A 26,212-nucleotide genomic window follows, 5' to 3' on the forward strand; every position below is an offset into this window, starting at 1 on the left:
ACATGGCCACGCACCCCCAGAAGATCATCGACGCGCACTGCCACATCGGCGAGATCCCGCCGTGGAAGTTCTACGACCTCGAGCACCCGGTCAAGCCGACGGTCTACGACTACAAGGACACGAAGGTCTTCGTCAAGAACCACATGGACGAGTTCAAGGTCGAGCGGGCCTTGGTCATGTCCAACTACGGCGTGCCGATCCACGAGTTGTCGTTCGATCTCAACGATGTCGTGATGGAGGCGGCGACGACGAATGACCGCATCCTGGCCGGCATCTGGGTGTCGTTCCTGCCGCGCAACGCGGAGCTGACGCGCAAGGCGCTGAAGCTGGCGGGCGAGTCGCGCGTGGTGGCGTTGAAGACGACGTTCCTGCTCGGCGGGAACCCGGATCCGGGCACGTGGGACGAGGAGACGACGGCCTTGGCCGACGAGATCTTCGACGTCTGTGAGAAGCACGACCTGATGTTCCACTTCCACACGTCGCCCGGCGGGAACTCGGACATCAACAACTTCATCCCGCTCGTGGAGAAGTACGGCAAGCGCTGCAAGTTCTACCTCGTGCACTTCGGCGGCGGCGTGTCGGGTCACATCAAGCTCGTCCCGAAGTTCCTGCAGTGGGTGCGCGACGGCTACAAGGTCTACACCGACACGTCGTGGGCGGTCGGGTTCGGCGCGCGCTGGCTGCTGACCGAGATCGAGAAGCAGGGCGTCGGCGGCGACCGCGTCTTCTTCGGCTCCGACGAGCCGTGGTCGGACTTCGACTCGGAGTACTGGAAGCTCAACGGCGTCCGGAACATCTCGCAGGAGCTCAAGAACCGCGTGTTCTGGCAGAACTACGAAGAGGTCTACGGCAACCATGCTTAGCCTCGACGACCGACAGCTGCTGGTCGAGCTGCAGTCGCTGGGGGTACGCGTGGTCGACGAGACGGCCGGGCCGCTGCCCGGCCGCCTTGGCGGGGCCGGCCCGTCGGACGCGCTGTTCCTGTGGGTGCGCGGCCTGCCGCTGACCGTTCCCTCGCACGCGGGCTACGTGTCCGCGTCGCCGTACGTCGTGCGGGTGGAGGGCCGCCGCGCGTCGTTGTACCGGTACGACGAGCTGATCGGGCCGGTGACGCTCCCGCCGCGCCCGCGGATCTATGACATGGAGACCGCGGACGGAGTCCCGTACTGGAAGATCGCGCTCCTGCACCTGGACTCGATCGCGTCCACGGTCGTGCAGAAGTGCATCTATTGGGGCACGGACGAGCAGTGCGGGTTCTGTGGGATCGAGCTGACGCGCGGCGAGCAGACGATCCCGGTCAAGACGCCGGCGCAGCTCGCCGAGGTGTGCACCGCGGCGCGCGACTACGACCACGCCGTGGATGTCACGCTGACCACGGGGTCTCTGAACCGCCGCGACCGGGGCGCGATCTACATCTCGCGCTGCGCGGCGGCGATCAAGGAGGCGTCCGGGCTGCCGATCCAGGTGCAGTTCGAGCCGCCGGACGATCTGCGGGTGCTGGACGAGGTGGCCCGGGCGGGGGTCGACGCGGTCGGCATCCACTCGGAGACGTTCGATCCGGACGTGCTGGCGCGGGTCGCGCCGGGCAAGGCGCAGTGTGGCATCGAGGGCTACTTCCGGACGTGGGAGCGAGCCGTCGACGTCTTCGGGCGCGGCTCGGTGACGACGTACGTCCTGTTGGGGATGGGCGAGCGCGAGGAGCTGATCATCGAGGGCTGCCGGCGGGCGATCTCGATGGGTGTCTACCCGTTCGTCGTGCCACTGCGGCCGGTGCCCGGGACGTTGATGGAGGATGCCTCGCCGCCCGACTCGGACTACGTCGCGCGGGTGTACGGCGAGGTGTCGCTGATGCTCGCCGACGCGGGCTTCGACCATCTGGACGCGAAGGCCGGGTGCGCGCGCTGTCAGGCGTGCTCCGGGCTCTCCGCGTGGGAACGCGTCATGCGTCGTGAGGACGGCGCCGGGCTCGATGATCTCTTCGTCGGCTCCCACAGCTGAGCTCGCGGTCGCGACCGACCTGGCGGCGCATCTCGCGGTGCGCCACCGGGTCTTCGTCGAGCTGCAGGGGCTCTTCGAGGGCACCGATCGCGACGCGCGCGACGAGGCGGCCGACACGGTACACGTGGTCGCGTGCGTGGACGGGGACGTCGTCGGCACGGTGCGGCTCTATCCGCTCGGCGACGGCCTGTGGAAGGGCGACCGGCTGGCGGTGCTGCCGGACGCGCGGGTGCATCGGCTCGGCGGCGCGCTGGTGGACTTCGCGGTGCGGACCGCGGGCTCGCTGGGCGGGCGCGTGATGGTCGCGCAGGTGCAGGTGGCGAACGTGCGGTTCTTCGAGCGGCTCGGGTGGGTGCGGGACGGCTCGCCGGCGCTCTACTGCGGCGTCATGCACCAGCCGATGGCGATAGGCCTGTCAGCGGCTGCTGAGTGAGATCCCAGGCCGTGGCCGTCGTGTCGCCCTGTCGGAGCTTGAGCGTGCGCGTGGCGTCGAAGCTGCCGCACGCCGCGGCCGCGAGGCCGTGCTCGGTGAACACGTCGATCGCGTGCTGCGCCGCCTCCGGCCGCGCCGCGAGCAGGAACCCGAAGCTCGGGAAGGTCAGGAGCCAGCGTTCGAGCGGGGTGCCGTCCGGCCTCGGGATGGCGTCGAGATCGAGCGTGGCGCCGACGTTCGCTCCCTCCGCGAACTGGAGCAGCGAGCCGGCGATGCCCGGCATGCTGATGTCGCGGGCGGCGTGCGCGAAGCCGCGTTCGGCGACCGTGATGAGCGCCTCGCCGTCCGTCTTCAGGGCTTCGGGATCGCGGTCGTGGAGGGCGGTGAAGAAGTCGTTGGCATCGGACATGTACCGGCCGTCGGTGGCGAAGGCCGCGATCAGGATGTCGTCCGGTCGCGCGTTGCTCGCTCGCAGCGGCGCCTTCGTGAAGCCGGTGGCGGAGGCGGACAGCGCGGGGGCGTGGCCGATCGTCAGGTGTCCGCCGAGGATCGGCACGCCGAGCTTGTCCGCCGCCCAGCGCATGCCTTGCAGCACCTGGTCGGCGTGCTCGTGGCTGGGCGAGACGAGCATGTCGACGATGCCATGTGGGCGGGCGCCCATCGCGCGGACATCGCTGATGTTCGTCACGACCGCGGCGCTGCCCGCGCCGTACGGGTCGGCGAGCAGGAACGGCGGCGAGATCGCCTCGCCGCAGACGACGAAGTACCCGTCCCCGTGTGGGATCAGCGCGCCGTCGTCGCCGTCCAGGCTCTGGTCGAGCCCGTTGACGACTGCGAGGTCGCGCTTGCCGAGCAGGCCGGGCGCGGTTGAGACGAGCGCGACCAGCGCTTCGAGATCGGCCATTGCGGCCATTGAACCAGTGCGGAGCTTTCGATGACACCTCGTGCCGATGTCCTTAGTCGCGTCGAAGCCGTGAACCTCGGGCTGACCCAGTTCGCCGACGCGCTGCGCTCCCAGGGCGCACCGGTCGTTCAGGTCGACTGGCGGCCGCCCGCGGGCGGCGACGCGGCCATGCTCGCGGTGTTGACGCGTCTCTGGGGGCGCCATGGCTCGGCCGTGGCCGCCGCCAACCGGCATGCGGTGTCGGTGATCGAGGGCTGCGCGCCGCGGGCGGTGACGGTCGCGCGGGCGGGTGCGGTGATCCCGGGGTTGTCGACGGACGGCGTGCTGCTGCACTCCGGGCCGCCGATCGAATGGGAGCGCGTCTGCGATCCGCAGCGGCGGGCGCTGCTGGCCGCGGTCGTCTTCGAGGGATGGGCGGCGTCGCGCGCGGAGGCGGCGGCGTTGTTGGAGCGCGGTGACGTGGTTCTGGCGCCGGGGAACGAGCACGGCCACGTCGGGCCGATGACGGGGGTGTGCTCGCCGTCGATGCCCGTGTGGGTGGTCGAGGACGGCGACGTGCGTGCGTTCTCCACCTTGAACGAGGGTCCCGGCCGCACGCTGTGGTTCGGCGTCGGTGACGACGAGGCGGTCGAGCGCTTGAAGTTCTTCCGCGACGACCTCGGGCCGCGGCTCGCCCAGATGCTCGAGTGGCGCGGCCCGCTGGACGTGTTCGGCCTCGCTGCGCAGGGGCTCAACATGGGCGACGAGCTGCACATGCGCTCGCAGGCGACGGGGAATCTGCTGATGCGCGAGCTGCTGGCCGCGTTCGCGGTCGTCGGCGGCGAGGAGGCCGCCCGGTTCATCGCGGGCAACCACCACTTCTACTTGAACCTGACGATGGCGGCGTCCAAGTGCGCGTCCCTGCGATTGGGATCGTGCCGCGGCTCGAGCGTGGTGTCCCTGATCTCCCGCAACGGCGTGGACGTCGGCATCCAGCTCGCGGGGATGCCGGACCGTTGGTTCGTCGCTCCTGCCGCGCCGGTCGCGGACGCGCTGCTGCGCGAGGGGAACTCGCCCGCGGACGCCGCGCGGGACATCGGCGACTCCGCGGTCATCGAGTGCGTCGGATTGGGTGGCATGGCCCTGGCCGCCGCTCCGGTCGTCGCGTCGTTCTTCGGCGGCGACGCGGCCGCCGCGGCCGCCCGCACCGAGCTGATGGCGCAGATCTGCGCGGCCCGGTCGGCCCGGTTCACCTTGAGCGGGCGCGACGGCATCGGCACGCCGGTCGGGATCGACGCCCGCCTGGTCGCCGAGCTCGACATCACGCCCCAGATCACGACCGGCGTGCTGCACGGCTCCTCGGGCGCGGGCCAGATCGGGGCGGGGGTCGCCCACCAGCCGGTCGAACCCTTCCGGGCCGCGATCACGGCGCTGGCCGAGGAGCTCGATGGTGCGTAGCGCCGCCGCGCCGTCCCTTACGCGGCCTCTCTGGGCCGGGCCGGGCGCCGCTCGCGTCCTCGCTCGCGCGTCGCGGGTCGGTGTCGTCGAGATCGCGTTGCACCCCGGCGGCTACGTGCGGTTCGGGGAGGACGACTGGGTGCTGGTCGCCGTGCCGAGCGCCCCGCGGGGGCCGTTGACCGTGCTCGTCGCGGGCCTCGACTCGGCGCCGCTCCGGCCGGGCGACGAGCTCCACGTCGCGCGAGTGTCGAGTTTCTCGAGCTGTGGTCGAGAACGTCGACACTCGCGAGCGGCGGGCTGGCGCGACGCGCTGTCGGCGGCGCTCGCCGAGGTCCCGCCGGCGCCGCCGGCGTTGGCGCCCGGGCTCGACGCGCTCCGCCGCGGCGACCTCGCCGCGGGCGTGCACGCGCTGGCCGGCCGCGGCGAGGGCCTGACGCCGGCGGGCGACGACGTCCTGGCCGGCTACGCCGCGTGGCGCCACGCGGCCGGCCGCCCGGTCGCGCTGGCCTCGGCCGCGCCGACCGTCGCCGCGCCCACCCCCGCGCCGCGCCTCGCCGCGCCGACCGTCGCCGCGCCCACCCCCGCGCCGCGCCTCGCCGCCCCGACCGTCGCCGCGCCCACCCCCGCGCCGCGCCTCGCCGCGCCGACCGTCGCCGCGCCCACCCCCGCGCCGCGCCTCGCCGCGGTCGCCCGCGAGCGCTGCTCTCCCCTCGGGCTCGCGTATCTCCGCTGCGCGCAGCTCGGCGAGCTCGCGGAGCCCGCCGACGCGGTGCTCCGTGCCGTGTGGGCCCGGGACGTCGCCGGGGCGCGGCAGACGGCGCGCGGGCTCGCGGGTTGGGGGTCGTCGTCCGGAGCCGCGATCCTATGGGGCATGGCGGTGGCCGCTTGATCGAGGCGAACTTCATCGCTCGGCCCTATCGGGGTGTGAGCGTGCAGGATGCGCCGTCGCTGGAGCCGGAGGCGCTGCTCGCGCACGTCCGGTCGCGGCGGGTGTATCGGCGGACGGAGTTCATCGTCGCGGTGCACGGTGATGAACGCGCCCTGGTGCAACTCGAGCGCGAGGACGGGGATGAGATCCTCCTCGGTGTGCGCGACGCCCGCCTGCTGGCCACGCCGGACCAGGTCGTGTTCGTCGTCGACCACGAGGTCGACACCGGGAACGCGAGCCAACTCGCGCGCGCGGCGAGGGCGAGCGGAGAGGACGCGCTCGTGTACGTGGTCGAGGGGCGCTATCAGCACGTCAACTTCATCTACGCGCCGACGCCGGTTCGCGTCCGCGTCGTGGAGGTCGTGCCGCCGCATCCGCCGAAGCTGCTCGACATGGCCCGGACGGTGCTCGAATACGACGAGGATCTACCGCCGCTGGAGCTCGACTTCGTACCGATCGACCTGCGCGAGCTCGCCGCCGCCCATCCCGCCGGGCACTATCTCTTCCCGTGCCGGTGCGCGGGGCTCGACCTCGATGCGACCGTCGATTTCCTCGACGCCGGGCCGCCGAGGGCGGCGGATTGGACGCTGATCGGGTGCGAGCGCTCGCGCCAGATCCACGAGGCGCTCTACGGTCACGAGCCGCACGCGCGGGTCGACTTCTGCCCGCTGCTGCACGACACCGACGAGCCGGACGCGCTCACGCTGCGCAAGTGCTGCCTGCGCGAGCGTGGCATCGAGCGCGAGGGGTCGCGGATGACGGTGCCGTGGGGTGCGAACCTCGAAGAGGTCCGCACCGCGTTGCGCTCGCTGGCGGGGGTGGCGGCATGAGTCAGGGGATCGACCTCGCCGACTCCGTGATCTACGGCCACCTGTGGGCGACCGACGAGGCGCGGGCGCTGCTGGGTGACGAGGGCCGCACGCGGGCGTGGGTGCGGATCATCGCGGCGCTCGCCGCCGCGCAGGGTGAGCTCGGGCTGATCCCGCCGGGGGCGGCGGCGGAGCTCGAAGGCCTCGACGCCACGGGCCTCGACCTCGCGGCGGTCGGCGAGGCCACGCGCGCCAGCGGCCACTCGACGCTCGGCCTGATCCGGGTGCTGCGCGAGGACCTCGGCCCGGAAGCAGCCGAATGGCTCTACTACGGCGCGACCGTCCAGGACGTGACCGACACGTGGTTCGGCCTGGTGATGCAGCGGATGCTGGCGATCGCCCGTCGCGATCTGGAAGCGACCGCGCGGGCGCTGTCCGAGCACGCGGAGCGCCACCGGGACACCGTCATGCTCGGCCGCACGCACGGCCAGCCCGGCCTGCCGATCACGTTCGGCTTCAAGGCCGCGGTCTGGGCCGCGGAGGTCCACCGCCACCTCGAGCGCATCGGCCAGGCCGAGCCGCGGCTCGCCGTCGGGCAGTTGGCCGGCGCCGTCGGGACGCTGTCCGCGTACGGCGACGCCGGGCTGGAGCTGCAGCGCCGGCTCATGGACCGGCTCGGTCTCGGTGTGCCCGACGCGAGCTGGCTCGTCGCACGCGACCGCGTCGCCGAGTTCGTCACGCTCCTCGCGCTGATCACCGGCACGCTGGCCAAGGTCGGCAACGAGGTCTACAACCTCCAGCGCCCCGAGTTGGGCGAGGTGTCCGAGGCGCCGACCGCGGGCGTCGTCGGCTCCATCACGATGCCACAGAAGCGCAACCCCGAGCGCTCCGAGCACCTGTGGACGCTCGCCCGCCTGGTCCGCGGTCATGCGGGTCTCGCGCTCGAAGGTCTCGTCGGCGAGCACGAACGCGACGGTGCGGCCTGGAAGACCGAGTGGGCCGTCCTCCCCCAGGCCGCCGCGGCCGCGTCCGTGTCGCTCGCGCTCGGCCGCGAGCTCGTCGAGGGCCTCCGCGTCGATGCCACCCGCATGCGCGAGAACCTCGACGCCCAGCGCGGCTACGTCCTCGCCGAGCCGGCGATGCTCGCGCTCGCCGCCCGGATCGGCAAGCACCACGCGCACGAGCTCGTCCACCGCGCCGCGCTGGCGGGTCAGGAGGCGGGGATGACGCTCCAGGAGGCGCTCGCGGCCGACGCCGAGATCGCGGCCGCGCTGTCGCGCGACGAGCTCGCGGCGCTGCTGCGCCCGGAGGCCGCGTTGGGCGCCGCGGGCGAGATGGTGGACGAGGTCGTCGCACGAGGGCGGACGCGATGAGCCCGGCGCCGCGCGGCGAGGCCGCGGGCAGCGACGCGGCGGCGCGCGGCGAGGCCGCGGGCGGCGACCGGGCGGCGCCCGCCGAGGCCGCGGGCGGCGACCGGGCGGCGCGCGGCGAGGCCGCGGGCGGCGACGCGGCGGCGCCGGGCGGCGCCGTTTCGCCTCCTCCCGGGTATCTCGGTGCGGAGGGGCGGGTGCGGAGTGGGCCGGCGCCGGAGCTCGTGGCGGCCGGGTATGAGCTCGAGCTCGCCGACGCGGATCTCCTCCACGGTGGGCTGACGCTTGCGGACCTCGCGCATGTCATCGCGCACCCGGCGATCCCGGACGGGGATCGGCGGACGTTGCTGAGAGCGCTGCTCGAGCTCGACGCCGGCGGGCCGGCCATCGAGGACCCGCGGTACGGGGATCTCGTCAACGTGCGCGAGCGGGAGTTGGAGCAGCGGATCGGGACCGCGGCGGGGTGGTTGAACGCCGGGCGGCCGCGGCGGGAGGCGGGGCGGATCGCCTTCCGGGTCGCGCTACGCACCCGTGTGCTCGACCTCGAACAGGCGGCGCTGCGGCTCGCCACAGCGCTCACCGATCAGGCGACCCGAGAGCGCGACACGCCGATGCCGGACTTCACGTACCTGCAGGCCGCGCAACCCACGACCGCCGGGCACTGGCTGCTCTCGCACGCCGCGCCCGCGCTACGGGACGCGGAACGCACGGCGCGCGACTTCGCCGCGATCAACCAGAGCCCTGCCGGAGCCGGCGGCGTCAACGGCTCGCGCTACCCGCTCGACCGGGAGCGCCTGGCCGCCCTGCTCGGCTTCGACGCCCCGATCACCCACACCCGCGACGCGATGTGGCGCACGGACGACATCACCGAGACCACCCACCATGCCGCCACCGTCGCCACGACCGCCTCGCGTTTCGCGGAGGACGTCGAGCTCTATTCCAGCGACGAGTTCGGCCTCATCCGCATCGGTGACGCCTTCTGTCGCGCCAGCGCGTTGATGCCACAGAAGCGCAACCCGTACGCGCTGGTCGTGATCCGCGGCGCGGCGGGCACGCTGCTCGGCCGCGCGACCGGCGTGCTCGCCACCCAGCGCACACCGTCGGGGCGCACCGACAACCTGCTCTACGCCTACGGCGAGGTCACCGGCGCGGTCGAGCTCGCCACGCGCACCGTCGACCTCGCCGCCGCGGTCACCGAAAGCCTCGACTTCAACGCGGCCGAGCTGCCCGAGGCGACCTTCGCCGCCGACGTCGCCGAGGCGCTCACGCGCCACCGAGGCATCGACTACCGCACGGCGTACAAGATCGTCGCGGCGGGCGGGGAGCTCGGGTTCGACCCGGCGCCGTACATGCGGTTCGACGCCGCGATGGCGACCCGGACGGTCACCGGCGGCGCCGCACCCGGCCCGATGGACGCCATGCTCGCCGACACACGCGAGACGATCGCCGCGGCGACGACGCGCCTGAAGCGGCGGCGCGAGGCGCTGAGAACCGCCGAGGCGGCGCTGCGTCAGCTCGCCGTCTGCTGAGGCAGCAGATCCAAGGTGTCGAAGCGCAGCCCGCGCCGCAGCGTCTCCAGCGCGATCACGTCCTCGGCCGAGATGTTCCCGAGGTTGACGTTCGGCCCGATCCGCCGCAGCAGCCACGCCTGCTGAGCACGCTGCGGCGCCTCGAAGATCACGGTCTCCTGCCCGACCGCGCCGACGATCGCGTCGACCAGCTCGCCGTGCACGGCGCCTGTGGCATCGAAGAGCCCGACGGTCCCGCTCTCGCGCCCTTCGGCGATCACCAACGCGGCCCCCGCCGCCAGATCCGAGAGCATCTCCGCGCACCAGTCGCTGGCGACCGCCTCGTCGCTCTTGGACCCCACCTCGGCGATCACCGTGAACTCGCGCGCCAGCTCGGCGATCAGCTCCGCCTTGCGCTCCCGCGCCAGCGGCAGCGAGCCGTTGGAGACCTCGACGTGATCGATCCCGAGCTCGCGCAGCCACTCGACGTAGCGGTCGAGCTTGCCCTGGTGCGCGGCGATCTCCAGCAGCGTCCCGCCGGGGCACACCGCGATCCCCGCGTCGCGACAGATCGCGACCTTGTCCGGCACGGCGCCGGTCACGTAGGCCGTCCCCCACCCGAGCTTGATCATGTCGATGTGCTCGCCCGCGGTGACGAGCAGCGACTCGAGCGCGAGCGGCGAGAGCCCGCGATCCATGACGTGCGTGATCCCCGCCCGGCGCGGCTTCACCGTCCGCGCGGGCAGATCCAGGAACGTCGGCATCCGGCGGCGCGGGACGTGCGGCGGGCCGACACCGTCCAGTCGCCAGGTACGATCGTCCACAGCTGAGAGTCTAGGCGCCGAGCAGGCTCTGCACGTGCTCCAGCAGCTCACCGGGCGTGAACGGCTTGGCCAGGAAGCGCGCGCCCGCGTCGAGCTGCACGTCCTCGCCCGCGTAGCCGGAGATGAACAGCACGCGCGTGCCCGGCGCGCGGGCCAGGATCCGGTCGGCCAGCTCGCGCCCGTTCATCCCCGGCATCAGGATGTCGGTGATCAGCAGGTCGGGATCGGCGCGGCGCAGCGCCTCCTCGCCCCCGCGCGCGAGCGTCACGCGGTAGCCGGCCGGCTCGAGCACGACCCGCACCAGGTCACGCAGCGCGTCGTCGTCCTCGACGACCAGAACCGACCCGGAACCGCTCCCCGGCACGACCTGCGCCGCCGGCGCGTCGACGTGGATCGGCGCGTCCTCGGAGCGCGGGAGCGAGATCGCGAACGTCGAGCCGACGTCGAGGCGGCTCTCGACCGCGATCCGCCCGCCGCTCTGGTGGACGATCCCGAACACGGTGGAGAGCCCGAGCCCCGTGCCCTTGCCCTCCTCCTTGGTGGTGAAGAACGGCTCGAAGATCTGCGCCTGCGTGCGGTCGTCCATGCCGGAGCCGGTGTCGGTGACGACGAGCCGGACCCAGACGTCGTCCACGCACTCGGTGGCGATCGTGAGCCGCCCGCGCCCGTCCATCGCGTCGCGGGCGTTGATCGCGAGGTTCATCACGACCTGCTCGAGCTGGGCGCGATCGGCGATCAGCGGGACCGGTTCGGCCTCGAGCGCGAACACGAGCTCGATCCCCTCCCCCAGCAGACGGCGCATCAGCGTCTCCATCTCACCCACGACGTGGTTGAGGTCGAGCGCCTTGGGCCGCAGCGTCTGCCGCCGGCCGAACGCCAGCAGCCGTTGCGTGAGCTCGGTCGCGCGCTCGCCGGAGCGCTTGGCCTCCTCGACGAACTCGCGCGTCGGGTCGCCTTGGCCGAGGCGCGCGAGCGCCAGCTCCGAGAACCCGATGACGCCGGTCATCAGGTTGTTGAAGTCGTGCGCGATGCCGCCCGCCAGACGCCCGACCGACTCGAGCTTCTGGGACTGCAGCAGCGCGCGCTCGAGCTCCTTGCGGGCGCTGATGTCGCGGGCGATCTCGGCGATCGCGACCACCGCGCCTTGGGCGTCGCGCACCGGCGAGAGCGTCAGGCTGACATCGATCTCGCGACCGTCGCGGGTCAGGCGGACCATCTCATGGCCTTGGATCGACTCGCCCCAGGCGACGCGGTCGAGCATCGCGCGCAGCTCGTCGACCTGGTCGGGACGGGCGACGAGCTCGATCGAGTTTCCGACCGCCTCGTCGCCGACATAGCCGTACAGGCGCGCGGCGCCGCGGTTCCAGGTCTCGATCCGCCCGTCGGGACCGAGCCTGACCATGCCGTCGTCGGCGGACTCGACGATCGCCGCCATCGCCCGCAGCGCCTCCTCGGCGCGACGGCGCGCGGCGATCTCGGCCGACAACTCCGACGTGCGCTCCTGCACGCGCCGTTCGAGGTGCTCCTGCAGCAGCGCCCGGTCCAGCGCGGCGCCGACCTGGGCCCCGAAGCCGTCGAGCGTGCGCAGCTCGTCGTCGTCGAGCAGGCGCTCGTCGGGGCCGACGAGCTGGAGGCGGCCGAGGATGCCGGGGCCCGTGCGGAGTGGCACCGTGAAGTCGACCGCCGGAGCGCGCTCGAGCGAGGCCATCCGCGCGACCGTCCCGGCGCTCCCGGCGAGCCGGTTCCCCTCGATCACGATCCAGGCGCCGCGCACGCCGGGCAGCTCCAGCGCGCGGGCGAGCGCCTCGAGCACGACGTCGCGCTCGGTCGTGCAGCGGTTCAGGCCCTCCGCGAGGCGGTAGAGCAGGTCGAGCGAGTGGTAGGAGCGGGTGAGCTCGTCGTCGAGGTGGACGGTCTCCTCGAAGGTCGAGAAGAGGAACTCCAGCACCTGCTCGCGCTCGGCGCCGACGGTGGCCGCCACCGGCACGCGGCTGCGCTCGGCGCCGTCGGCCAGGCAGCGCTCGACGCGCGCGAGCAGCGACGCGCTCTCGTACGGCTTGCGCACGAAGTTGTCCGCGCCGCACGCGAGCCCTTCGATCACGTCCTGCGGGCTCGTCAGCGAGGTGAGCAGGATCACCGGCGTGTCATTGAGCGCCGGGTCCTGCTTGATCGAGCGGCACAGCGTGTAGCCGTCCATGCGTGGCATCACGACGTCGGTCAGCACGAGATCGGGCGGGTGCGAGCGGGCGAGCTCGAGCGCGGCGACGCCGTCGGCCGCGGACACGGTTTCATAGCCGGCCTGCTCGAGCAGGTGCAGGAGCTGCTGTGCCTGGGTCGGGCTGTCCTCGACGACGAGAACCCGTCGGCTCATCGGACCCGCTCCGCCTCGACCACCCGCAGCGCCTCCGCGATCGCCGACGGCGCCAACACCTCGCACGCGGCCTTCAGCCGCACGGCCTCGCCCGGCATCCCGTAGATCACGCTCGACGCCTCATCCTGGGCGATGGTGAGCGCGCCCGCGTCGCGCATCTGGCGCAGGCCGTCGGCTCCGTCGCGGCCCATCCCGGTGAGCAGGATCCCGACCGCCTCGCGACCACAGCTGTCCGCGACGGAGTTGAACAGGCGGGTGATCGACGGGCAGAAGCCGTTCACCGGCGGCCCTTGCTCGAGCTGGACGCGGCCCTCGCGGGTGACCGTCATGTGCCGGCCGCCACCGGCCACGTACATGGTGCCCGGCTCGAGCGGCTGGCCGTGGGCCGCGACGACGACGCGCATCGACGTGCGGCTGCCGAGCCATTCGACGAATCCGTCGATGAAGCCATCGGTGATGTGCTGGACGAGCAGGACCGGGACGCCGAGCGGCGCGGGCAGGCCCTCGAGGATCGCCGACAGCGCCTGGGGGCCGCCGGTCGAGGCGCCGATCGCGATCACGCGAGGCTCGCGCGGACGGGTGAAGCGCTCAGGCGGGTGCTGCGCGACGCCGTTGGCCGAGCGGCGGCGCACGACCTTGACCTCTGACATCAGCTTGAGCGTGCGCAGCAGGCCGGCCGCGGCCTCGTCGTGGCCGTCCTCCCACAGCGCGGGCGGCTTGGCCAACAGGATCAGCGCGCCGGCTTCGAGCGCCGTGAAGCCGCCGCGGGTCTCGGACTGGCTCGAGCTCGCGGTCGCCATCACGATCGGCGTCGGCGCGACTTCCATGATCTTGCGGGTCGCCTCGTAGCCGTCCAGGACCGGCATGTGGACGTCCATCAGGATCACGTCGGGGCGCAGGCTCGCGGCCATGTCGACCGCTTCCTGGCCGTTCTTGGCCGCGCCCACGACCTCGATGCCAGGGTCCTCGTCGAGCAGGTAGGTGAGGTAGGCGCGGGTGACCGCGGAGTCCTCGGCGAGCAACACCCGGATCACTGGGGCGTGACCCCGAGCCGGTGGATGATCTCGAGCAGGTTGGACTGCTCGAAGCTGGATTTGACGACGTAGGCGTTGGCGCCGACCTCGATCCCGCGCTCCTGGTCCTCGCGGGCTTCGAGCGCCGAGACGAGCACGACCGGCAGGTCCTGCAGCGTCTCGTCGGCGCGGATGCGCTGGGTGAGCTCGAACCCGTTCATGCGCGGCATGTCGACGTCTGAGACGACGAGGTCGAAGCGCTCGGTCTTCAGCGTGGTCCAGGCGTCGACGCCGTCGACGGCGACCTTCACCTGGTAGCCGGCGAGCTCGAGCAGGCCGCGTTCCATCGCGCGCGTCGTGACCGCGTCGTCGACGACGAGCACCCACGGAGGGCTCTCCGGCGGTGTGACATCGGATGTCCTGGCCCCGCGCGGCTCGGCGGCGCCGGCGACGAGGTCGGCGGGGCGCAGCACGAGGACGAGCTCGCCGGCGCCGAGCAGGCCCGCGGCGGCGATGTGGCGGACGCGGATCAGCGGCGGCTCGAAGTCCTTGATCAGCACCTCGCGGTCGCCGACCATGTCCTCGACGAGCACGCCGGCGCGCCCCGAGCCGGTGTTCAGGATCGCGCACGCGACGTGCTCACCGGCCTCGAGACCGAGCAGCTCGGCGAGTGGCGCGCACGGCAGCAGCTCGTCCTCGTAACGGACCTTCAGGAGTCCGCCCTGGGCGATCGGCTCGGCGGCGATCACGCGCTCGATGGCGTCCAGCGGCAACAGGAAGCGCTGGCCGCCGGCGCGCACGAGCAGACCGCGGAAGGTGGCGATCGTCGCGGGCGCGAGCAGCCGGATCGTCGTGCCCTGTCCCCGGGTGCTCTCGAGCTCGACGCTGCCGCCGAGCTTGCCGACCTGATCCTTGACGATCGCGAGGCCGAGCCCGTGGCCGGAGACGTCGGTGATGACGAAGCTCGTGCTCAGGCCGGAGCGGAAGACGAGCGCCAGCGGGTCCTCGTCCGGGGCGACCGCGATCCGCGCCCGCCGGGCGGCGTCGTGGACCCTGTCGGAGTCGATCCCGCGGCCGTCGTCGGTGAGCACGAACTCGACGCGCCCACTCTCGAGCGCTCGCACGGTCGCGGTGATGCGCCCGGTCGGCGACTTGCCCGCCGCCGCGCGCTCCTCAGGCGTCTCCAGCCCGTGGTCGACCGCGTTGCGGACCATGTGGATCAGCGGGTCCTTGATCGCCTCCAGCACGCGCCGGTCGATCCGGGCGTCGCCGCCGGTCGCGCTGAACACGACCTGCTTGCCCTGCGCGCGGGCGAGGTCGCGGACGATCAGGGGCAGCACGTCGAGAACGCTGGACGCGGGCATCATGCGCACCCGCTGCGCCTGCTCGAGCAGCCCGTCGACCGCGCCGGCGATCGAGCGCCGGTCGCGCCGCAGCCCGCCGACCATCGCACGCGCGCTCGCCTCCAGGGCCTTCAGCTCGGCCAGCGGGTCCGCCGCGCGGGTGGCGCGCCGCAACTGCTCGTGCAGCGCCTCCGCCCCGGCCAGCCACTCGTCCGCGGCGAGCTTGATCGCGAGCAGGTCCTCCCCGCGCCGCAGGAGCGTGTCGAGATCGTCCGTGGCGAGGCGGATCGTGGAGGGACGCACGGCGGCGGCGAGCGCCGTGGGGGCGGCCGCGTCCGCGGCGGGGGCGGCCGTGGCGACGGCGGGCGCCGGCGAGGCCGCGGCAACGAGAGCCGACGAGCCGGCCGCGGGCGTCGGCGAGGCCTCGTCGGCCGCGGGAGCGGCGGGCGGCGCGTCGACGGCGGCCGGGTCGATCTCCGCGCGGTCCAGGCGTTCGAGGAGCTCGTTCGGGACCGGGGTGCCGGGGCCGCCGGCGACGAGCGAGGCGATCGCGGCGGTCGCTTCTTCGAGCAGCGCGACGATCGCCGGACTCGGCGCCGTCTCCGCGCGGGTCAGGGCCGAGAGCAGCGCCTCGCAGCTCGCGCACACGCGCTCGACGTCACGCTGGCCGACCGAGCGGGCCGCGCCCTTCAACGTGTGCATGTCGCGGAACGTCGTCTGGACGAGCTCGTGCGCGGCGGCGTCGCTCGTCGCGCCCGCGAGGTCGAGCAGGTGGCGGCGGAGCGCGGTGAGGTGCTCGTCGGCCTCGACTCCGAACGTCGCGAGGAGCCGCGCCATCAACTCCGCGTCACGCCTCGGCATGCGCCCCCGCCAGCGCGCGCTCGCGCCGCCCGTTGGTCGAGACCAGGCTCGTGAGGCGTTGGGCGAGGCCGTCGAGCTCGCGGGCGGCCTGCTCGACCTGACGGGTGGCCGCCATGTTCTGCGAGGAGGCCTGGCGGATGTTCTGCATGGCCATCGCGACCTGGTCGACGCCGGTCAACTGCTGCTGGGCGGAGGCGAGGATCTGCTGGGCGGAGTCGGCGGACTGGGCCAGGCGCTCGCCGAGCAGGCGGATCGCCTCGCCGGCCTCGCTCGTGATCGCCTCGCCCGCCTCGGACGCCTTGACGCCCTGCTCGGCCGCCATCACGGCCGCCTGCGTGGCCGTCTGGATCTCGCTCAGGATCTCGCGGATCTGCGCGGTGGCCTGGCGCGACTGCTCGGCCAGCGACTTGACCTCGCCGGCGACGACCGCGAACCCGCGTCCCGCCTCGCCCGCCTTGGCGGCCTCGATCCCCGCGTTCACACTGAGCAGGTTCGACTGCTCGGCGAGCCCGTTGACGGTGCGGACGATCTCGCCGATCGCCTGCGCCTGCTCGGACAGCGCGAGGATCCGCTCGGCCAGCGCCTCCATCCGCGTCCGCGCCTCCTGGGTCCCGCGCACGCTCTCGTCGACGGCGCGCCGCCCGTCGCGCGAGATCTCGGCGGTCTCGCGCGCGTCCTTGGCGACGAGCCGCGCCTTCTCGGTGGTCAGCGCGACCGTCTGCCTGACCTCGTCGGTCGTCGCGGTCGTCTGGTGGATCGCGGTCTCCTCCTCGGCGGCCCCGCTCGCCTGCTGGGCGGTCGCGGCGAGGATGCCGCTCGACGCCGCCGACAACGTCGCGACCGCGTCGTGCAGGTGACGCGTGACCGCGCGCCCGAGCAGCCACGCGAGGATGATGCCGACGATCGCGGCGACCGCCGCGACGATCACGACCAGCCAGATCGAGCGGAGCGCGGAGTCGCTGGCATGCGCGGCGGTGGCGGCGGAGCGCTTGCGTTCCGCGGCCACCAGGTCCACCGCCAGGTTGCGGGAGGTCGACCGGACGGGGATGACCTTGTCGTTGTAGGCGCGCAGCGCCCCCTCGTCGTCGCCGGAGCGCTTGAGCTCGATCGCGGCCTGCACCTCCCGGTTCCAGGTGTCCAGGTCGCTGACCACGTCCGTCCAGCCCGCGACCTGTGCCGGCGTGGTGCTCGACTCGCGCACCGCGACAGCGGCCGCGCGGGCGGTCTTGAAGCGCTCGTTGATCGTGTCGATGGCCGTCGAGCGCCCGGTCAGCAGATAGCTCGTGAAGGCCACCGAGGCGGCATCCATCCCCTGCAGCGTCTCCGTGCCCTGCAACGCGCGGTCCTGCAACGTCGCGACCGCGGTCGAGTAGTCCTCGCGCGACGCGCGCAGCGCCAGCACCGCGACGATCGCGGTCGCGACCAGCAACACGATCAGCACGGCGTAGCCGGCGGCCATGCGGCGGCCGATGGTCCAGGTGCGCATTACCGCTCCGCTTCCTTCATTCGTCGTCGATCCGCAGCCGCGGGTCCGCGGCCAGCGCCTCTAGATCCAGCACGGTCACCAGCGCCTCGTCGAGCGTCTCGCCAGTGGTCTCCTCGACGGCCTCGGCCGCGATCCCGAAGGTCACGCCGTCCACGGACACCGCCACGGTGTCCGTCAGCTCAGCCGCCGCGTCGCCCTGCGGCACGAGCTGCCGGCGCAGGTCCATCACCGGGAGCACGCGCCCGCGGTGGTTGACCACGCCGAGCAGGAACGGCGGCGTTCCCGGCACCGGCGTCGGCTCGCCGAGCGGCAGCGCCTCGAGGACGTGCTCGGCCGCGACCGCGAACGACTCGCCGCAGAGCGTGAAGCGAACGACGTCGCGGTTGCCGTCGGCGTCGCCCGCCTCCGGAGGCGTCGCCAGCGCGCGCGCCCGTTCCTCCAAGAGCGCTTGCTCCTCGGCGGGCGACAGCCGCGCGTCGAGCGCGTCGCGTGCAGCGGCGAGCCGCTCGCGCGCGAGGTCCCAGTCGAACTGTTGTGGCGTCACGAGCCGACCCGGGCGAGCAGCGGTGCGGGAGCGGCCTCGCCGAAGAGCTCGGCGGCGGTCGCGAGGCTGCGGCGCGCGGCGATCTCGTCGCCGCGGCGCAGCAGCAGCGTGCCGAGCCGGAAGTGGGCGGTGGGCGATTCGGGCGCGGTGTAGATCGCGCGCCGTACGGCGGCGATCGCCGCCGCCAGGTCCCCTCGTTCCTCCTCGACGGCCGCCATCAGCAGGTGCGCCTCGGCGTCGAGCGGGTCGTCGCGCAGGGCCTGCAGGCAGAGCGTGAGCGCGGCGTCGGAGCGGCCCTGGTCGGCGGCGGCGCGGGCGCGCTCGAGCGCGGGCGGCAACGGCGGCGTGGCCTCCGCGACGGGCTTTGGCGCGGGCGCCGGTTCCGGCTCGGGCGCGGGGACGTCGTCGCTGCGGGCGAGGAGGCGGACGCCGCCGGCGTCGTCGGGCTCGAGCAGCGGCTCCTCGAGCTCCGGCGAGGAGTCGAGCGGGCTCAGCGCGAGGCGGCCGGTCGGCGCGAGCGCGGCGCCCAGGCGCCGCACGGCCTCGGCGCGGACGTCGTCGGTCATGTACATCAGGACGTTGCGACAGACGATCAGGTCGAGCGAGCCAGGGAACGGGTCCATGGCAAGGTTCAACGGCGCGAACGTGACCATCTTGCGGATAGCCGCGGCGAGCGTGTGACGCTTGTCCGCGTCGGCACTGAAGTGTCGGCGCGCCCACACCGGCAGGTCGCGCAGCGCCCAATCGCTGTAGACGCCGGCGCGAGCCGCTTCGAGCGCGTCCTCATTGATGTCCGTGCCGAGGATCGTCACCTCCCACGCAGCCAGATCCGGCAGCAGCCGGTCCAGCACCATCGCCAGCGAGTAGGGTTCCTGGCCCTCGGAGCAGCCGGCGCTCCAGAACGTCAGGCGCAACTCGCCGGCGGCGCGCCGCTCGGCGACGAGCGCGGGCAGGACGCGCTCCGCGAGCGCGTCGAAGAGCGCATGGTCACGGAAGAAGTAGCTCTCCTGCACCGTGAGGGCGGCGATCAGGGTGCGCCACCCGCCGGAGGTGAGCGGCTCGTCGGCCAGCGCCGGGGGCGTGTCGCGGAGCGCCCGCGCGAGATCCTCCTCGCGGCGCGACGGGAAGTCGAGCCCCAGGCGATCGCGGACCAGCGCCCGCGCGAGATCCAAGGGAAGCGTCATCGTTCCGCCCCGGTCAGCGCCGTCGCGAGTTGCTCCTCGTCCGCGGCGGTCAGGAAGGCGTCGACGTCGTAGATCGCCAACACGCCCTCGGGCAGCGCGGCCGTCCCGGCCATCGGCGCGGGCACGCGCTCGATCGGCGGTCCGATCGCGTCGACCTCGATCACCCCGTGGACCTCGTCGACCGGGAGTGCCACGCGGCGGGTCGACGTTCGCGCCAGGACGAGCTGTGCCGCTGCCCCGCGGTCACGTCCCGGACGGCCGATGCGCACGTCGAGGTCGAGAACCGGCACGATCTCGCCGGCGACGTTGACGGCTCCGCGGACACCCGCCGGGGATGCCGGGAGCGGGGCGATCGCGACCATGCCGACGACCCGCTCGACCGAGGCGAGCGGAAGTGCCCAACGTTGCCCGCCGACGTCCACGGCGACGAGTTCCAGTGACATGGCGACGGCCTGTATAGCGCGGTGAGCGGCGGCGTGCCGCAGTTTCCATCGGCGCTCGGCCGGGATCGCCCGTGGCCGCTCGATTTCCCGGAAACCAGCGGGGGGAAAGTCGCAAGTCAGCGCGCGGACCTGCGGACCTGGACGTCCGCTTGTCATGAGGCGAAGCGGCCAGCTCCGCCTCATGAGCTTGTGCGGTCAGGCGGCCGTCGGCTTCACCGGCGCGCTCGTGGCGAGGACGTTGCCCGCGGCGTCGTAGGCGCGAAGTGCCACAAGCGTGGCGCTCGACTTCGCCGTCACGGCCGTCTCGAAGCCGTCGCGCTTGGCCGATCCGATCGGGGCGAGGGCGGTCGCGTCGGCGCCGGCGAGCAACTCCCAGCGGGCGACGTTGGTCGCGCCGTTCCAGCTCACCCGCGCCGTGATCGCGCCGCTCTTGGTGGTGGCGACGGCCTTGGGCGACGTGTCCGGCTGCCCCTGCCACTCGTAGCGGAAGGCGCGGTAGTTGTCGTTGCCGCGCGCCAGGTGGCCGTCGAAGAGCACCTCGCCGGTCGGGCTGAACTCGGTGAACCAGCGCTGCGAGCCCCAGCCGACGAACTCGTTGCCGTTGGGGAGGCGCTCGACGTTGCCCTGGCTGGCGGAGAGCAGCTTGCGCGGGTGGGTGAACGCGTTGATGACGGTCGCGGTCTTGGCCTGCGTGTCGAGCTTGAAGCTCAGGACGCGCGACGACTTGCGGACGGCAGGCGCGGCGCTGTTGTCGTAGAGCTTGTAGGTGCCGTCGGGCTGGGCGCGGATCGAGTGCTGCCAGTCGAACCGCATGCCCGGCCCCAGCTTGAAGTCGGACTTCTTGCCGCCCAGGCGCCACATGATCTTGCCGGTGGCCCGGTCGACCTTGTAGATCGTCGAGGTGTTGCGGGCGGAGATCAGGAAGTTGCCGTCGTTGTCCAGGTCGACGGCGTTGGCGTGGAAGTACTCCCACTCCGAGCCCTTCTCCTTCGGGACCGGGACGTTGGACTCCTCAGGCGAGACGTTGCCGAAGCTGTGCCACTCGAACAGCACCAGGCCGGTCTTGAGGTCGACCTCCTGGATGATGTTGTCGACGATCTTGGCGTCGGTCGGGCCGCCGAAGGCCTTCAGGCTGCGGTTGTAGCGCTCGTAGGCGATGACCAGCGCGGTGTTGCGCGGGGTGATCGTGAACTCATGCAGGTCGAACGTGTACCCGTTGCCGGTGCGGACGGTCGCGACCTGCTTGTAGTTGGTGTCGAAGATCTGGCCGACGCCATCGCCGTCGCCGACGAACAGCTGGCCCTCCCACCACGTCAGCACCGGCTTGCCGTCGTAGGTCTGGACGCGGAAGTCGGCCGCGATCTTGCCCTTCATCGGCTTGAACCAGACCAGGTGCCCCTGGTTGTCGATGATCATCGGGCCGTCCTGGCCGCGGCCGGCCTTGGGGGCGAGGAACACCAGGCCGGGTGCCGTGCCGGGCTTGTTGGTCGAGACGGTCACGGCCGGCGGGGTGATGTCCGTGCGGGTGGCGTAGGACTGGATCGCGCCGCGGCCGACGTCCGGCGCCTCGACGGGGCGCAGCGTGCGGCGGGTCTCGTCGCCGATCTGGAACGAGTAGTCGCCGCCCTTGATGCCGGCGATCGTGCGGTCGGTGCTGACGGTCACCGTCTCGTTCTCGGTGAACGGCTTGCCGGGCACGAAGCTCACGCCCTGACCGTCGGAATGCGGCTCCAGCGTCCCGGTGTGGGTGCCGCTCTTCGAGCCCTTGACCGTGATCGCGCCGATCGACGCCGCGTCACCGCCGCGGAAGGTGATCTGCGTCTTGGCCGACGCGGTCAGCGTCCCCGGAGCGGGATAGACCGAGTACGTGATGGGTTGCGTCTGCGCTTTCGCCAGACCGAGGAAGGAGAGGCAGCCGAAGGCCGCCAGCGCGCCAAGCGCGACGAACAGTTTCCGCACGCCGCTCGCAAAACCTGAGCACCGCAATAGTTGCGCTCATCTTTCTGTCATCCTCGCTGGTGTTCTCGCGTCCGCCTCACTCGCCGGCTGGGTCGCGCTGATCGCGACGGTGATCGGCCTGCTGGCGTTCGACCTGTTCTTCGCACATCGCGGAGACACGCACATCTCGTTGCGTCGAGCCGCCGGCTGGAGCGTCCTCTGGATGGTCGTCGGAGTCGCGTTCGGCCTCGTCGTGCTCGCCGCTTTGGGCACCGGCGCCGCGGGCGAGTACTGGTCCGGCTTTTTGATGGAGAAGGCGCTCTCGCTCGACAACGTCTTCGTGATCGCGGTGCTCCTGGGCACGTTCGCGGTGCCCGAAGCCTTGAAGTCCGACGTGCTGACCTTCGGCATCGCGGTCGCGCTGATGCTCCGAACCGTGTTCATCGTCGCCGGCGTGACGCTGCTCGAGCTCTTCCACCCGGTCTTGTACGTGATGGGCGCGCTGCTGATCTTCACGGGCATCCGGCTCGCTCTGTCGGCCGACACCGGCGAGGACTTCGCCGAAGGTCGCACGATGCGGGCGCTGCGGCGGGCGTTGCCGATCGGCCGCGAGTTCCACGGTCGTGCGGTGCTTGCGCACGAGCACGGCGCGCGGGTCGTCACGCCCTTGCTGGCGGCGTTGCTCGCGGTCGCTCTGGCGGACGTGATCTTCGCGATCGACTCGATCCCGGCCGTGCTGGCGATCACGACCGACACCTTCCTGGTCTTCGCCGCCAACGCGTTCGCTCTCTTGGGGTTGCGCGCGCTGTACTTCCTCTTGGACGGGATGGCGCAGCGCTTCGAGTACCTGCACTACGGGTTGGGCGCGCTGCTCATCTTCGTGGGCGTGAAGATGCTGGTCGAGGACGTCGTGGGACACCTGCCCGTGGGTGTGTCGCTGGCGGTGATCGCCGCGGTGCTGGGCGCGTCGGTGGGCGCGTCGCTGCTGCTCTCGGGGCGCAGGTCGACGACGCCCGCTTAGGGGCCGGCGCCGTGGACACCCCCGACTGCGCCTGGCTGCCGGGGGTGATCCCGGGGACTTTCGCCTGGCGAAAGCGCACGGGATCACCCCCACCAACGCGCCAACTCGAACAGTGCGAAGGTGTTCGCAACGCACTGTCTCAGCGCAAATCGATCACGATCGATCTCGCACGGCGCGGCGGCGCCGTCGGCCAGGCGCCGCGACGGACCGCGGCACGACCTATGCCGGGTACGACGGGAAGGTGCCGTCCTCGTTGCGTGCGAGCGGCGGCATGACGTCCAGCGGGCGGTCGAAGCGCTCTTCGGTCTCGCGGGGCGGCGGGGCGTCGGCGCGGGCGATCTCGATCCGCTGGGTGACCTTGACGGCGACGAGGATCGCGAGGAGGGCCATCGGGACGTCGAGGCCGTCGGAGACCGCGTAGGCCAGGGCGGAGTCGCGGAACTCCTGCGGGGTGTCGTCGCTGAGGGAGCGCAGGGCGAAGTTGCCGATCCAGCCGGTGACCAGGAACGCGGCCCACCACCAGGCCAGCCAGGCGGGTGGCGCGGTGCCGCCGGAGCGCCAGATGTCGTTGATGACCTCCTTCGGACGCCAGAGGTTCAGGAACGGGACGAACCAGCCGCCGATCGCCCAGCCGTGGCCGTAGCGGCGCTGCTCGGGGGCGACCGCGTCGAGGTTCTTGTAGGCGCGGTGCAGCCAGCGGAGGAAGACCACGACGCAGGCGATGTAGAGCCCGAACTGCAGCAGGCTGACGATGCCCACGCGCGTGTCGTCGGCGCTGAACTCGGCGTCGGTGACGTCCTCGCCCGCGATCACGCGATCCATCAAGCGCACTTCGAGGATGTCGGACACGCACGCGGCCAGTGCGGCCACGGCCATCAGCGCGAAGACGATCTTCAACGCTTTGAGGCGACCGTCCAGTGACTCATAGCCATCCGGGTTCATGGCGGGGCTCATACCCAGCTCACAACCGGTCTAACGCGCGGCGGCGGCTTCTCCTCGCGCCTCGCCCGCACGGAGCAGGCGATCCCGCAGGGCGGTGGCCTCCTCGGGTGACGGGTCCCACTGCGCGATGTCCGGCAGCTCGTCGGGCGACCCGAGCCCGAAGAGCTTGAGGAAGAGCCCCGTCGTGCGGTACAGGACGGCGCCGAACTGGCTGCGGCCCGCCTCTTCGATCAGCCCGCGGTCGGTCAGCGCGGAGGTCGCGGACTCCGACGCCACGCCGCGGATGCGGGCGACCTCGGGACGACTGACCGGCTGCAGGTAGGCGACGATCGCGAGCGTCTCGGCCTGGGCGGGTGTGAGCGCGGGCGTGCGCGGTCGGCCGAGCAGGCGCCGGGCGGCCTCCTCGGCGTCAGGATGCGACGCGAGCGCGAGCCCGCCGGCGAGCCGCCGCAGCACGAGGCCGCGGTCCTCGAGGTCGGCCTCGAGCTCGTTCGCGGCCTGGCCGACCGCCTCCTCGCCGACCTGCAACGCGTCGGCGAGCTCCTCGACCGAGACGGGGTCGGGCGCGAGGAAGAGCAGCGCCTCAAGCTGGGCGGCGAGCGTCACGGGCGCGCGCCTCGCGCGGCGGCGCGGCCCGGCGCGGCGGCCCGGCGCGGCCCGGCGGCGCGGCCCGGCCCGGCGGCCCGGCGCGGCGCGGCGGCGCGGCCCGTGGCGGCGGCCCGGCGCGGCCCGGCGGCGCGGCCCGGCGCGGCGGCGCGGCCCGGCGCGGCGGCCCGGCGCGGCGCGGCGGCGCGGCCCGTGGCGGCGGCCCGGCCCGGCGCGGCGGCGCGGCCCGGCGCGGCGGCGCGGCCCGGCCCGGCGGCGCGGCCCGGCCCGGCGGCGCGGCCCGGCCCGGCGGCGCGGCCCGGCGCGGCGGCGGCGCTCATGCCGCGGCCCTCTGGCGCGCGTCGGACGTCACCGTGATCGGGCCGAACGGCTCGTCCTGCTCCCACGCGGCCTCGCCGCGCTTGTAGAGCTCGAGCAGCGCGAAGACGGTGACGCAGATCGTGACGCGGTCGGCGTCCTTGACCGCCTCGTCGAAGCTGAACGTCCCCCGGCGCAGCAGGTCGCGCAGGACCTTCAGGCGCTCGGCGACGGTCACGCGCGGCATCGCCATGTGGGTCAGGTCGATCGGCGCGGGCACACGCAGCAGCGCGCCCAGAGAAGCGCCGAGCACGTCCGCGTCGTACGCCTTCTCCGCGCCCGCCTCCGACGCCTTGCGGAACTCGGGCGGCAGCGGCGCGGTCCGGTACAGGTAGCCCTGGCCGTGGTCGTGGCGACCCGCGAGATGCCCGCCGGCGCCGCGGAAGCGCGCGTACTGCAGCATCCGCTCGACCAGTTCCTCGGCGGCCTCGGCGGGCGCCAGCTCGTCGAGCTCCTCGATCTCCTCGCCCGGGAGCATCAGCCGCGACTTGAGCTCCAGCAGCGCCGCGATCAGCACCAGGAACTCGGTCGCGGACTCCAGGTCCAGCTCGTCGAGCGACTCCAGGTGGTCCAGGTAGGCGATGACGACCTCCGCCAGGTCGACCTCGAGCAGGTCGAGCTCCTCCCGCAGGATCAGCGAGAGGAGCAGATCGAAGGGACCGGCGAAGACGTCGAGGTCCAGCTCCAGCTGGGCGATGCGCACGCCCGAGAGGCTAGGTGGTGCTTCGGACGGGCTTTCCGACGCCCATCGCCTCGCGCACGTCGGCGAGCACCGGCGCCGCGATCGCCTGTGCCTTCTCGGCCCCCATCTCGAAGATCGACTCGATCGCGGCGGTGTCCTCGCGCAGCTCGAGGTAGCGCTCGCGGGTCGGTCGCAGCCATTCCGCGACCTCCTCGCCGACGGCGCCCTTGAAGTCGCCGTAGCCCTTGCCCTCGAAGTCGTGCTCGATGGCGGCCGGCGACGTCCCGCGCACGACCGAGAGGATCTCGATCATGTTCGTGATGCCGGGCTTGTCGTCGCCGCGGACGATCTCGCGCCCGGAGTCGGTCTCCGCGCGCTTGAACTTCTTGACGATGCTCCCCGGCTCCTCGTCGACGTAGACCGTGCCGCCGGGCGTGCCGCCGGTGGTCGACATCTTCTTGTCGGGCTCCTTGAGGTCGCGGATCCGCGCGCCGACCTTCGGGATGTTGCCCTCCGGGACGACGAGCGTCTCGCCGAAGCGCTTGTTGAACGCCTCCGCGACGTCGCGCATCAACTCGATGTGCTCGCGCTGGTCCTCACCCACCGGTACCTCGTGCGCGCGGTAGGCGAGCACGTCGGCCGCCATCAGCACCGGGTAGTACAGGAGCCCGGCGCTCACCCGGTCGCGCGCCGCGCCCGCCTTGTCGCGGAACTGGTGCATGCGGTTGAGCTGGCCCACGGACGTGACGCTCGACAGCAGCCACGTGAGTTCGGTGTGCTCGGGCACGTCGCCCTGGCGGAAGAGGATGCAGCGCGCGGGATCGAGCCCCGCGGCGACGAGCAGCGCGGCCGTGTCGCGGGTGCGCGTGCGCAGCTCCTCCGGCTCGTAGGCCACGGTCGTGCCGTGGAGGTCGACGATGCAGTAGATCGCGGGATCGGCGCGATCCTGACCCTCCACGTACTGCAGGATGGCCCCGATGTAGTTGCCGAGGTGCTTGCGCCCGGTGGGCTGGATGCCGGAGAAGATGACCATTTCGCCGCCGCCACGATATCGCCGCGGCGGCCGGAGCCCCGGCCGCCGCGAGCGGTTCGAACCTAGGGAGCCGGTTGACGAATACCGGTTCGCCCGCCGCGGCACATCCGCGGCGTCTCGCGCCACCCGCGCTGCTCGCGGCCCAGAGGGCCGCATCGCGAGCGCGTGCGACGCGAG

At 72.7% G+C, this 26,212-nt stretch carries 24 protein-coding genes; 9 read left to right on the plus strand and 15 right to left on the minus strand.

What is annotated here, in order from left to right; all coding sequences use genetic code 11:
• Positions 1-2: 2 nt before the first annotated feature.
• From G569_RS0110040 to G569_RS47095, 3 genes are read left to right on the plus strand one after another with little or no spacing between them, the layout of a single operon-like run.
• A complete protein-coding gene (locus G569_RS0110040) occupies positions 3-863 on the plus strand; it encodes an amidohydrolase family protein (protein ID WP_028063318.1) in 861 nt (286 codons plus the stop codon).
• Complete coding sequence (locus G569_RS47090) at positions 856-1,998, plus strand: MSMEG_0568 family radical SAM protein (RefSeq protein WP_053226132.1); 1,143 nt, start codon at positions 856-858, stop codon at positions 1,996-1,998. Before G569_RS0110040 ends, G569_RS47090 begins: the two co-directional genes overlap by 8 nt.
• Positions 1,970-2,431, plus strand: a complete 462-nt coding sequence (locus tag G569_RS47095) for an MSMEG_0567/Sll0786 family nitrogen starvation N-acetyltransferase (RefSeq protein WP_053226133.1) — start codon at positions 1,970-1,972, stop codon at positions 2,429-2,431. The genes G569_RS47090 and G569_RS47095 overlap by 29 nt, the downstream gene beginning before the upstream one ends.
• Here the strand turns inward: G569_RS47095 and G569_RS0110055 are convergent.
• A complete protein-coding gene (locus G569_RS0110055) occupies positions 2,385-3,335 on the minus strand; it encodes an AIR synthase related protein (protein WP_053226134.1) in 951 nt (316 codons plus the stop codon). The two genes, G569_RS47095 and G569_RS0110055, sit on opposite strands and share 47 nt — an antisense overlap.
• A 69-nt stretch (positions 3,336-3,404) precedes the next feature.
• Between G569_RS0110055 and G569_RS0110060 the strand changes: the two genes are divergently transcribed.
• Genes G569_RS0110060 through G569_RS47100 form a run of 5 tightly spaced genes read left to right on the plus strand, consistent with a single transcriptional unit; the run spans position 3,405 to position 9,408 of the window.
• Positions 3,405-4,772, plus strand: a complete 1,368-nt coding sequence (locus tag G569_RS0110060; RefSeq protein WP_053226135.1) for a YlbE family protein — start codon at positions 3,405-3,407, stop codon at positions 4,770-4,772.
• Positions 4,765-5,661 carry an oxamate carbamoyltransferase subunit AllH family protein gene (locus tag G569_RS0110065; protein ID WP_169542113.1) on the plus strand — a complete coding sequence of 299 codons (897 nt, stop codon included), beginning with the start codon at positions 4,765-4,767 and terminating at the stop codon, positions 5,659-5,661. Before G569_RS0110060 ends, G569_RS0110065 begins: the two co-directional genes overlap by 8 nt.
• Positions 5,637-6,530, plus strand: coding sequence for an XcbA family protein (locus G569_RS0110070; RefSeq protein ID WP_053226136.1), 894 nt, complete (start codon positions 5,637-5,639; stop codon positions 6,528-6,530). Before G569_RS0110065 ends, G569_RS0110070 begins: the two co-directional genes overlap by 25 nt.
• Complete coding sequence (xcbD, locus tag G569_RS0110075) at positions 6,527-7,882, plus strand: 3-sulfopropionylcysteine synthase XcbD (protein ID WP_037495798.1); 1,356 nt, start codon at positions 6,527-6,529, stop codon at positions 7,880-7,882. Before G569_RS0110070 ends, xcbD begins: the two co-directional genes overlap by 4 nt.
• Positions 7,879-9,408: a lyase family protein gene (locus G569_RS47100; protein WP_053226137.1), complete on the plus strand. Its 1,530-nt coding sequence runs from the start codon at positions 7,879-7,881 to the stop codon at positions 9,406-9,408. The genes xcbD and G569_RS47100 overlap by 4 nt, the downstream gene beginning before the upstream one ends.
• Here the strand turns inward: G569_RS47100 and G569_RS0110085 are convergent.
• The 9 genes from G569_RS0110085 to G569_RS47120 form a co-directional block, all read right to left on the minus strand.
• Positions 9,390-10,211 (minus strand): phosphosulfolactate synthase, encoded by an 822-nt coding sequence (locus G569_RS0110085; protein WP_245602465.1) that lies wholly within the window; start codon positions 10,209-10,211, stop codon positions 9,390-9,392. The two genes, G569_RS47100 and G569_RS0110085, sit on opposite strands and share 19 nt — an antisense overlap.
• A 10-nt stretch (positions 10,212-10,221) precedes the next feature.
• Positions 10,222-12,582, minus strand: coding sequence for an ATP-binding response regulator (locus G569_RS57630; protein WP_053226138.1), 2,361 nt, complete (start codon positions 12,580-12,582; stop codon positions 10,222-10,224).
• A complete protein-coding gene (gene cheB / locus G569_RS0110095) occupies positions 12,579-13,607 on the minus strand; it encodes a chemotaxis-specific protein-glutamate methyltransferase CheB (RefSeq protein WP_211232946.1) in 1,029 nt (342 codons plus the stop codon). Before cheB ends, G569_RS57630 begins: the two co-directional genes overlap by 4 nt.
• Positions 13,608-13,612: 5 nt before the next feature.
• Positions 13,613-15,775: a hybrid sensor histidine kinase/response regulator gene (locus G569_RS0110100; protein WP_169542114.1), complete on the minus strand. Its 2,163-nt coding sequence runs from the start codon at positions 15,773-15,775 to the stop codon at positions 13,613-13,615.
• 10 nt (positions 15,776-15,785) lie between these two features.
• On the minus strand, positions 15,786-17,285 hold the full coding sequence (locus G569_RS57635; RefSeq protein ID WP_053226139.1) for a HAMP domain-containing methyl-accepting chemotaxis protein: 1,500 nt from the start codon (positions 17,283-17,285) through the stop codon (positions 15,786-15,788).
• A gap of 16 nt (positions 17,286-17,301) precedes the next feature.
• Positions 17,302-17,829, minus strand: a complete 528-nt coding sequence (locus G569_RS57640) for a chemotaxis protein CheW (protein ID WP_053226140.1) — start codon at positions 17,827-17,829, stop codon at positions 17,302-17,304.
• Entirely contained in the window at positions 17,826-19,013 is a 1,188-nt protein-coding gene (locus G569_RS0110115; protein WP_084284623.1) for a CheR family methyltransferase, read from the minus strand. Before G569_RS0110115 ends, G569_RS57640 begins: the two co-directional genes overlap by 4 nt.
• Positions 19,010-19,456, minus strand: a complete 447-nt coding sequence (locus G569_RS0110120; protein WP_037495799.1) for a chemotaxis protein CheW — start codon at positions 19,454-19,456, stop codon at positions 19,010-19,012. The genes G569_RS0110115 and G569_RS0110120 overlap by 4 nt, the downstream gene beginning before the upstream one ends.
• A gap of 195 nt (positions 19,457-19,651) precedes the next feature.
• Positions 19,652-21,415 carry an arylsulfotransferase family protein gene (locus G569_RS47120; protein ID WP_053226141.1) on the minus strand — a complete coding sequence of 588 codons (1,764 nt, stop codon included), beginning with the start codon at positions 21,413-21,415 and terminating at the stop codon, positions 19,652-19,654.
• Between G569_RS47120 and G569_RS0110135 the strand changes: the two genes are divergently transcribed.
• Positions 21,327-22,415 (plus strand): TerC/Alx family metal homeostasis membrane protein, encoded by a 1,089-nt coding sequence (locus G569_RS0110135; RefSeq protein WP_084284756.1) that lies wholly within the window; start codon positions 21,327-21,329, stop codon positions 22,413-22,415. The genes G569_RS47120 and G569_RS0110135 overlap by 89 nt on opposite strands.
• A gap of 219 nt (positions 22,416-22,634) precedes the next feature.
• On the opposite strand, the gene G569_RS0110140 is transcribed toward G569_RS0110135, so the two are convergent.
• Genes G569_RS0110140 through trpS form a run of 5 tightly spaced genes read right to left on the minus strand, consistent with a single transcriptional unit; the run spans position 22,635 to position 26,035 of the window.
• On the minus strand, positions 22,635-23,357 hold the full coding sequence (locus G569_RS0110140; protein WP_028063330.1) for a DUF4328 domain-containing protein: 723 nt from the start codon (positions 23,355-23,357) through the stop codon (positions 22,635-22,637).
• A gap of 30 nt (positions 23,358-23,387) precedes the next feature.
• Entirely contained in the window at positions 23,388-23,963 is a 576-nt protein-coding gene (gene scpB, locus G569_RS47125) for an SMC-Scp complex subunit ScpB (RefSeq protein ID WP_053226143.1), read from the minus strand.
• Entirely contained in the window at positions 23,960-24,283 is a 324-nt protein-coding gene (locus G569_RS0110150; protein ID WP_028063331.1) for a hypothetical protein, read from the minus strand. The genes scpB and G569_RS0110150 overlap by 4 nt, the downstream gene beginning before the upstream one ends.
• Positions 24,280-25,023, minus strand: coding sequence for a segregation and condensation protein A (locus G569_RS0110155; protein WP_028063332.1), 744 nt, complete (start codon positions 25,021-25,023; stop codon positions 24,280-24,282). The genes G569_RS0110150 and G569_RS0110155 overlap by 4 nt, the downstream gene beginning before the upstream one ends.
• Positions 25,024-25,033: 10 nt before the next feature.
• Positions 25,034-26,035 (minus strand): tryptophan--tRNA ligase, encoded by a 1,002-nt coding sequence (gene trpS, locus G569_RS47130; protein ID WP_037495804.1) that lies wholly within the window; start codon positions 26,033-26,035, stop codon positions 25,034-25,036.
• Positions 26,036-26,212: the final 177 nt, after the last annotated feature.

It is taken from the genome of Solirubrobacter soli DSM 22325 (assembly GCF_000423665.1).
GTDB classification, from domain to species: domain Bacteria; phylum Actinomycetota; class Thermoleophilia; order Solirubrobacterales; family Solirubrobacteraceae; genus Solirubrobacter; species Solirubrobacter soli.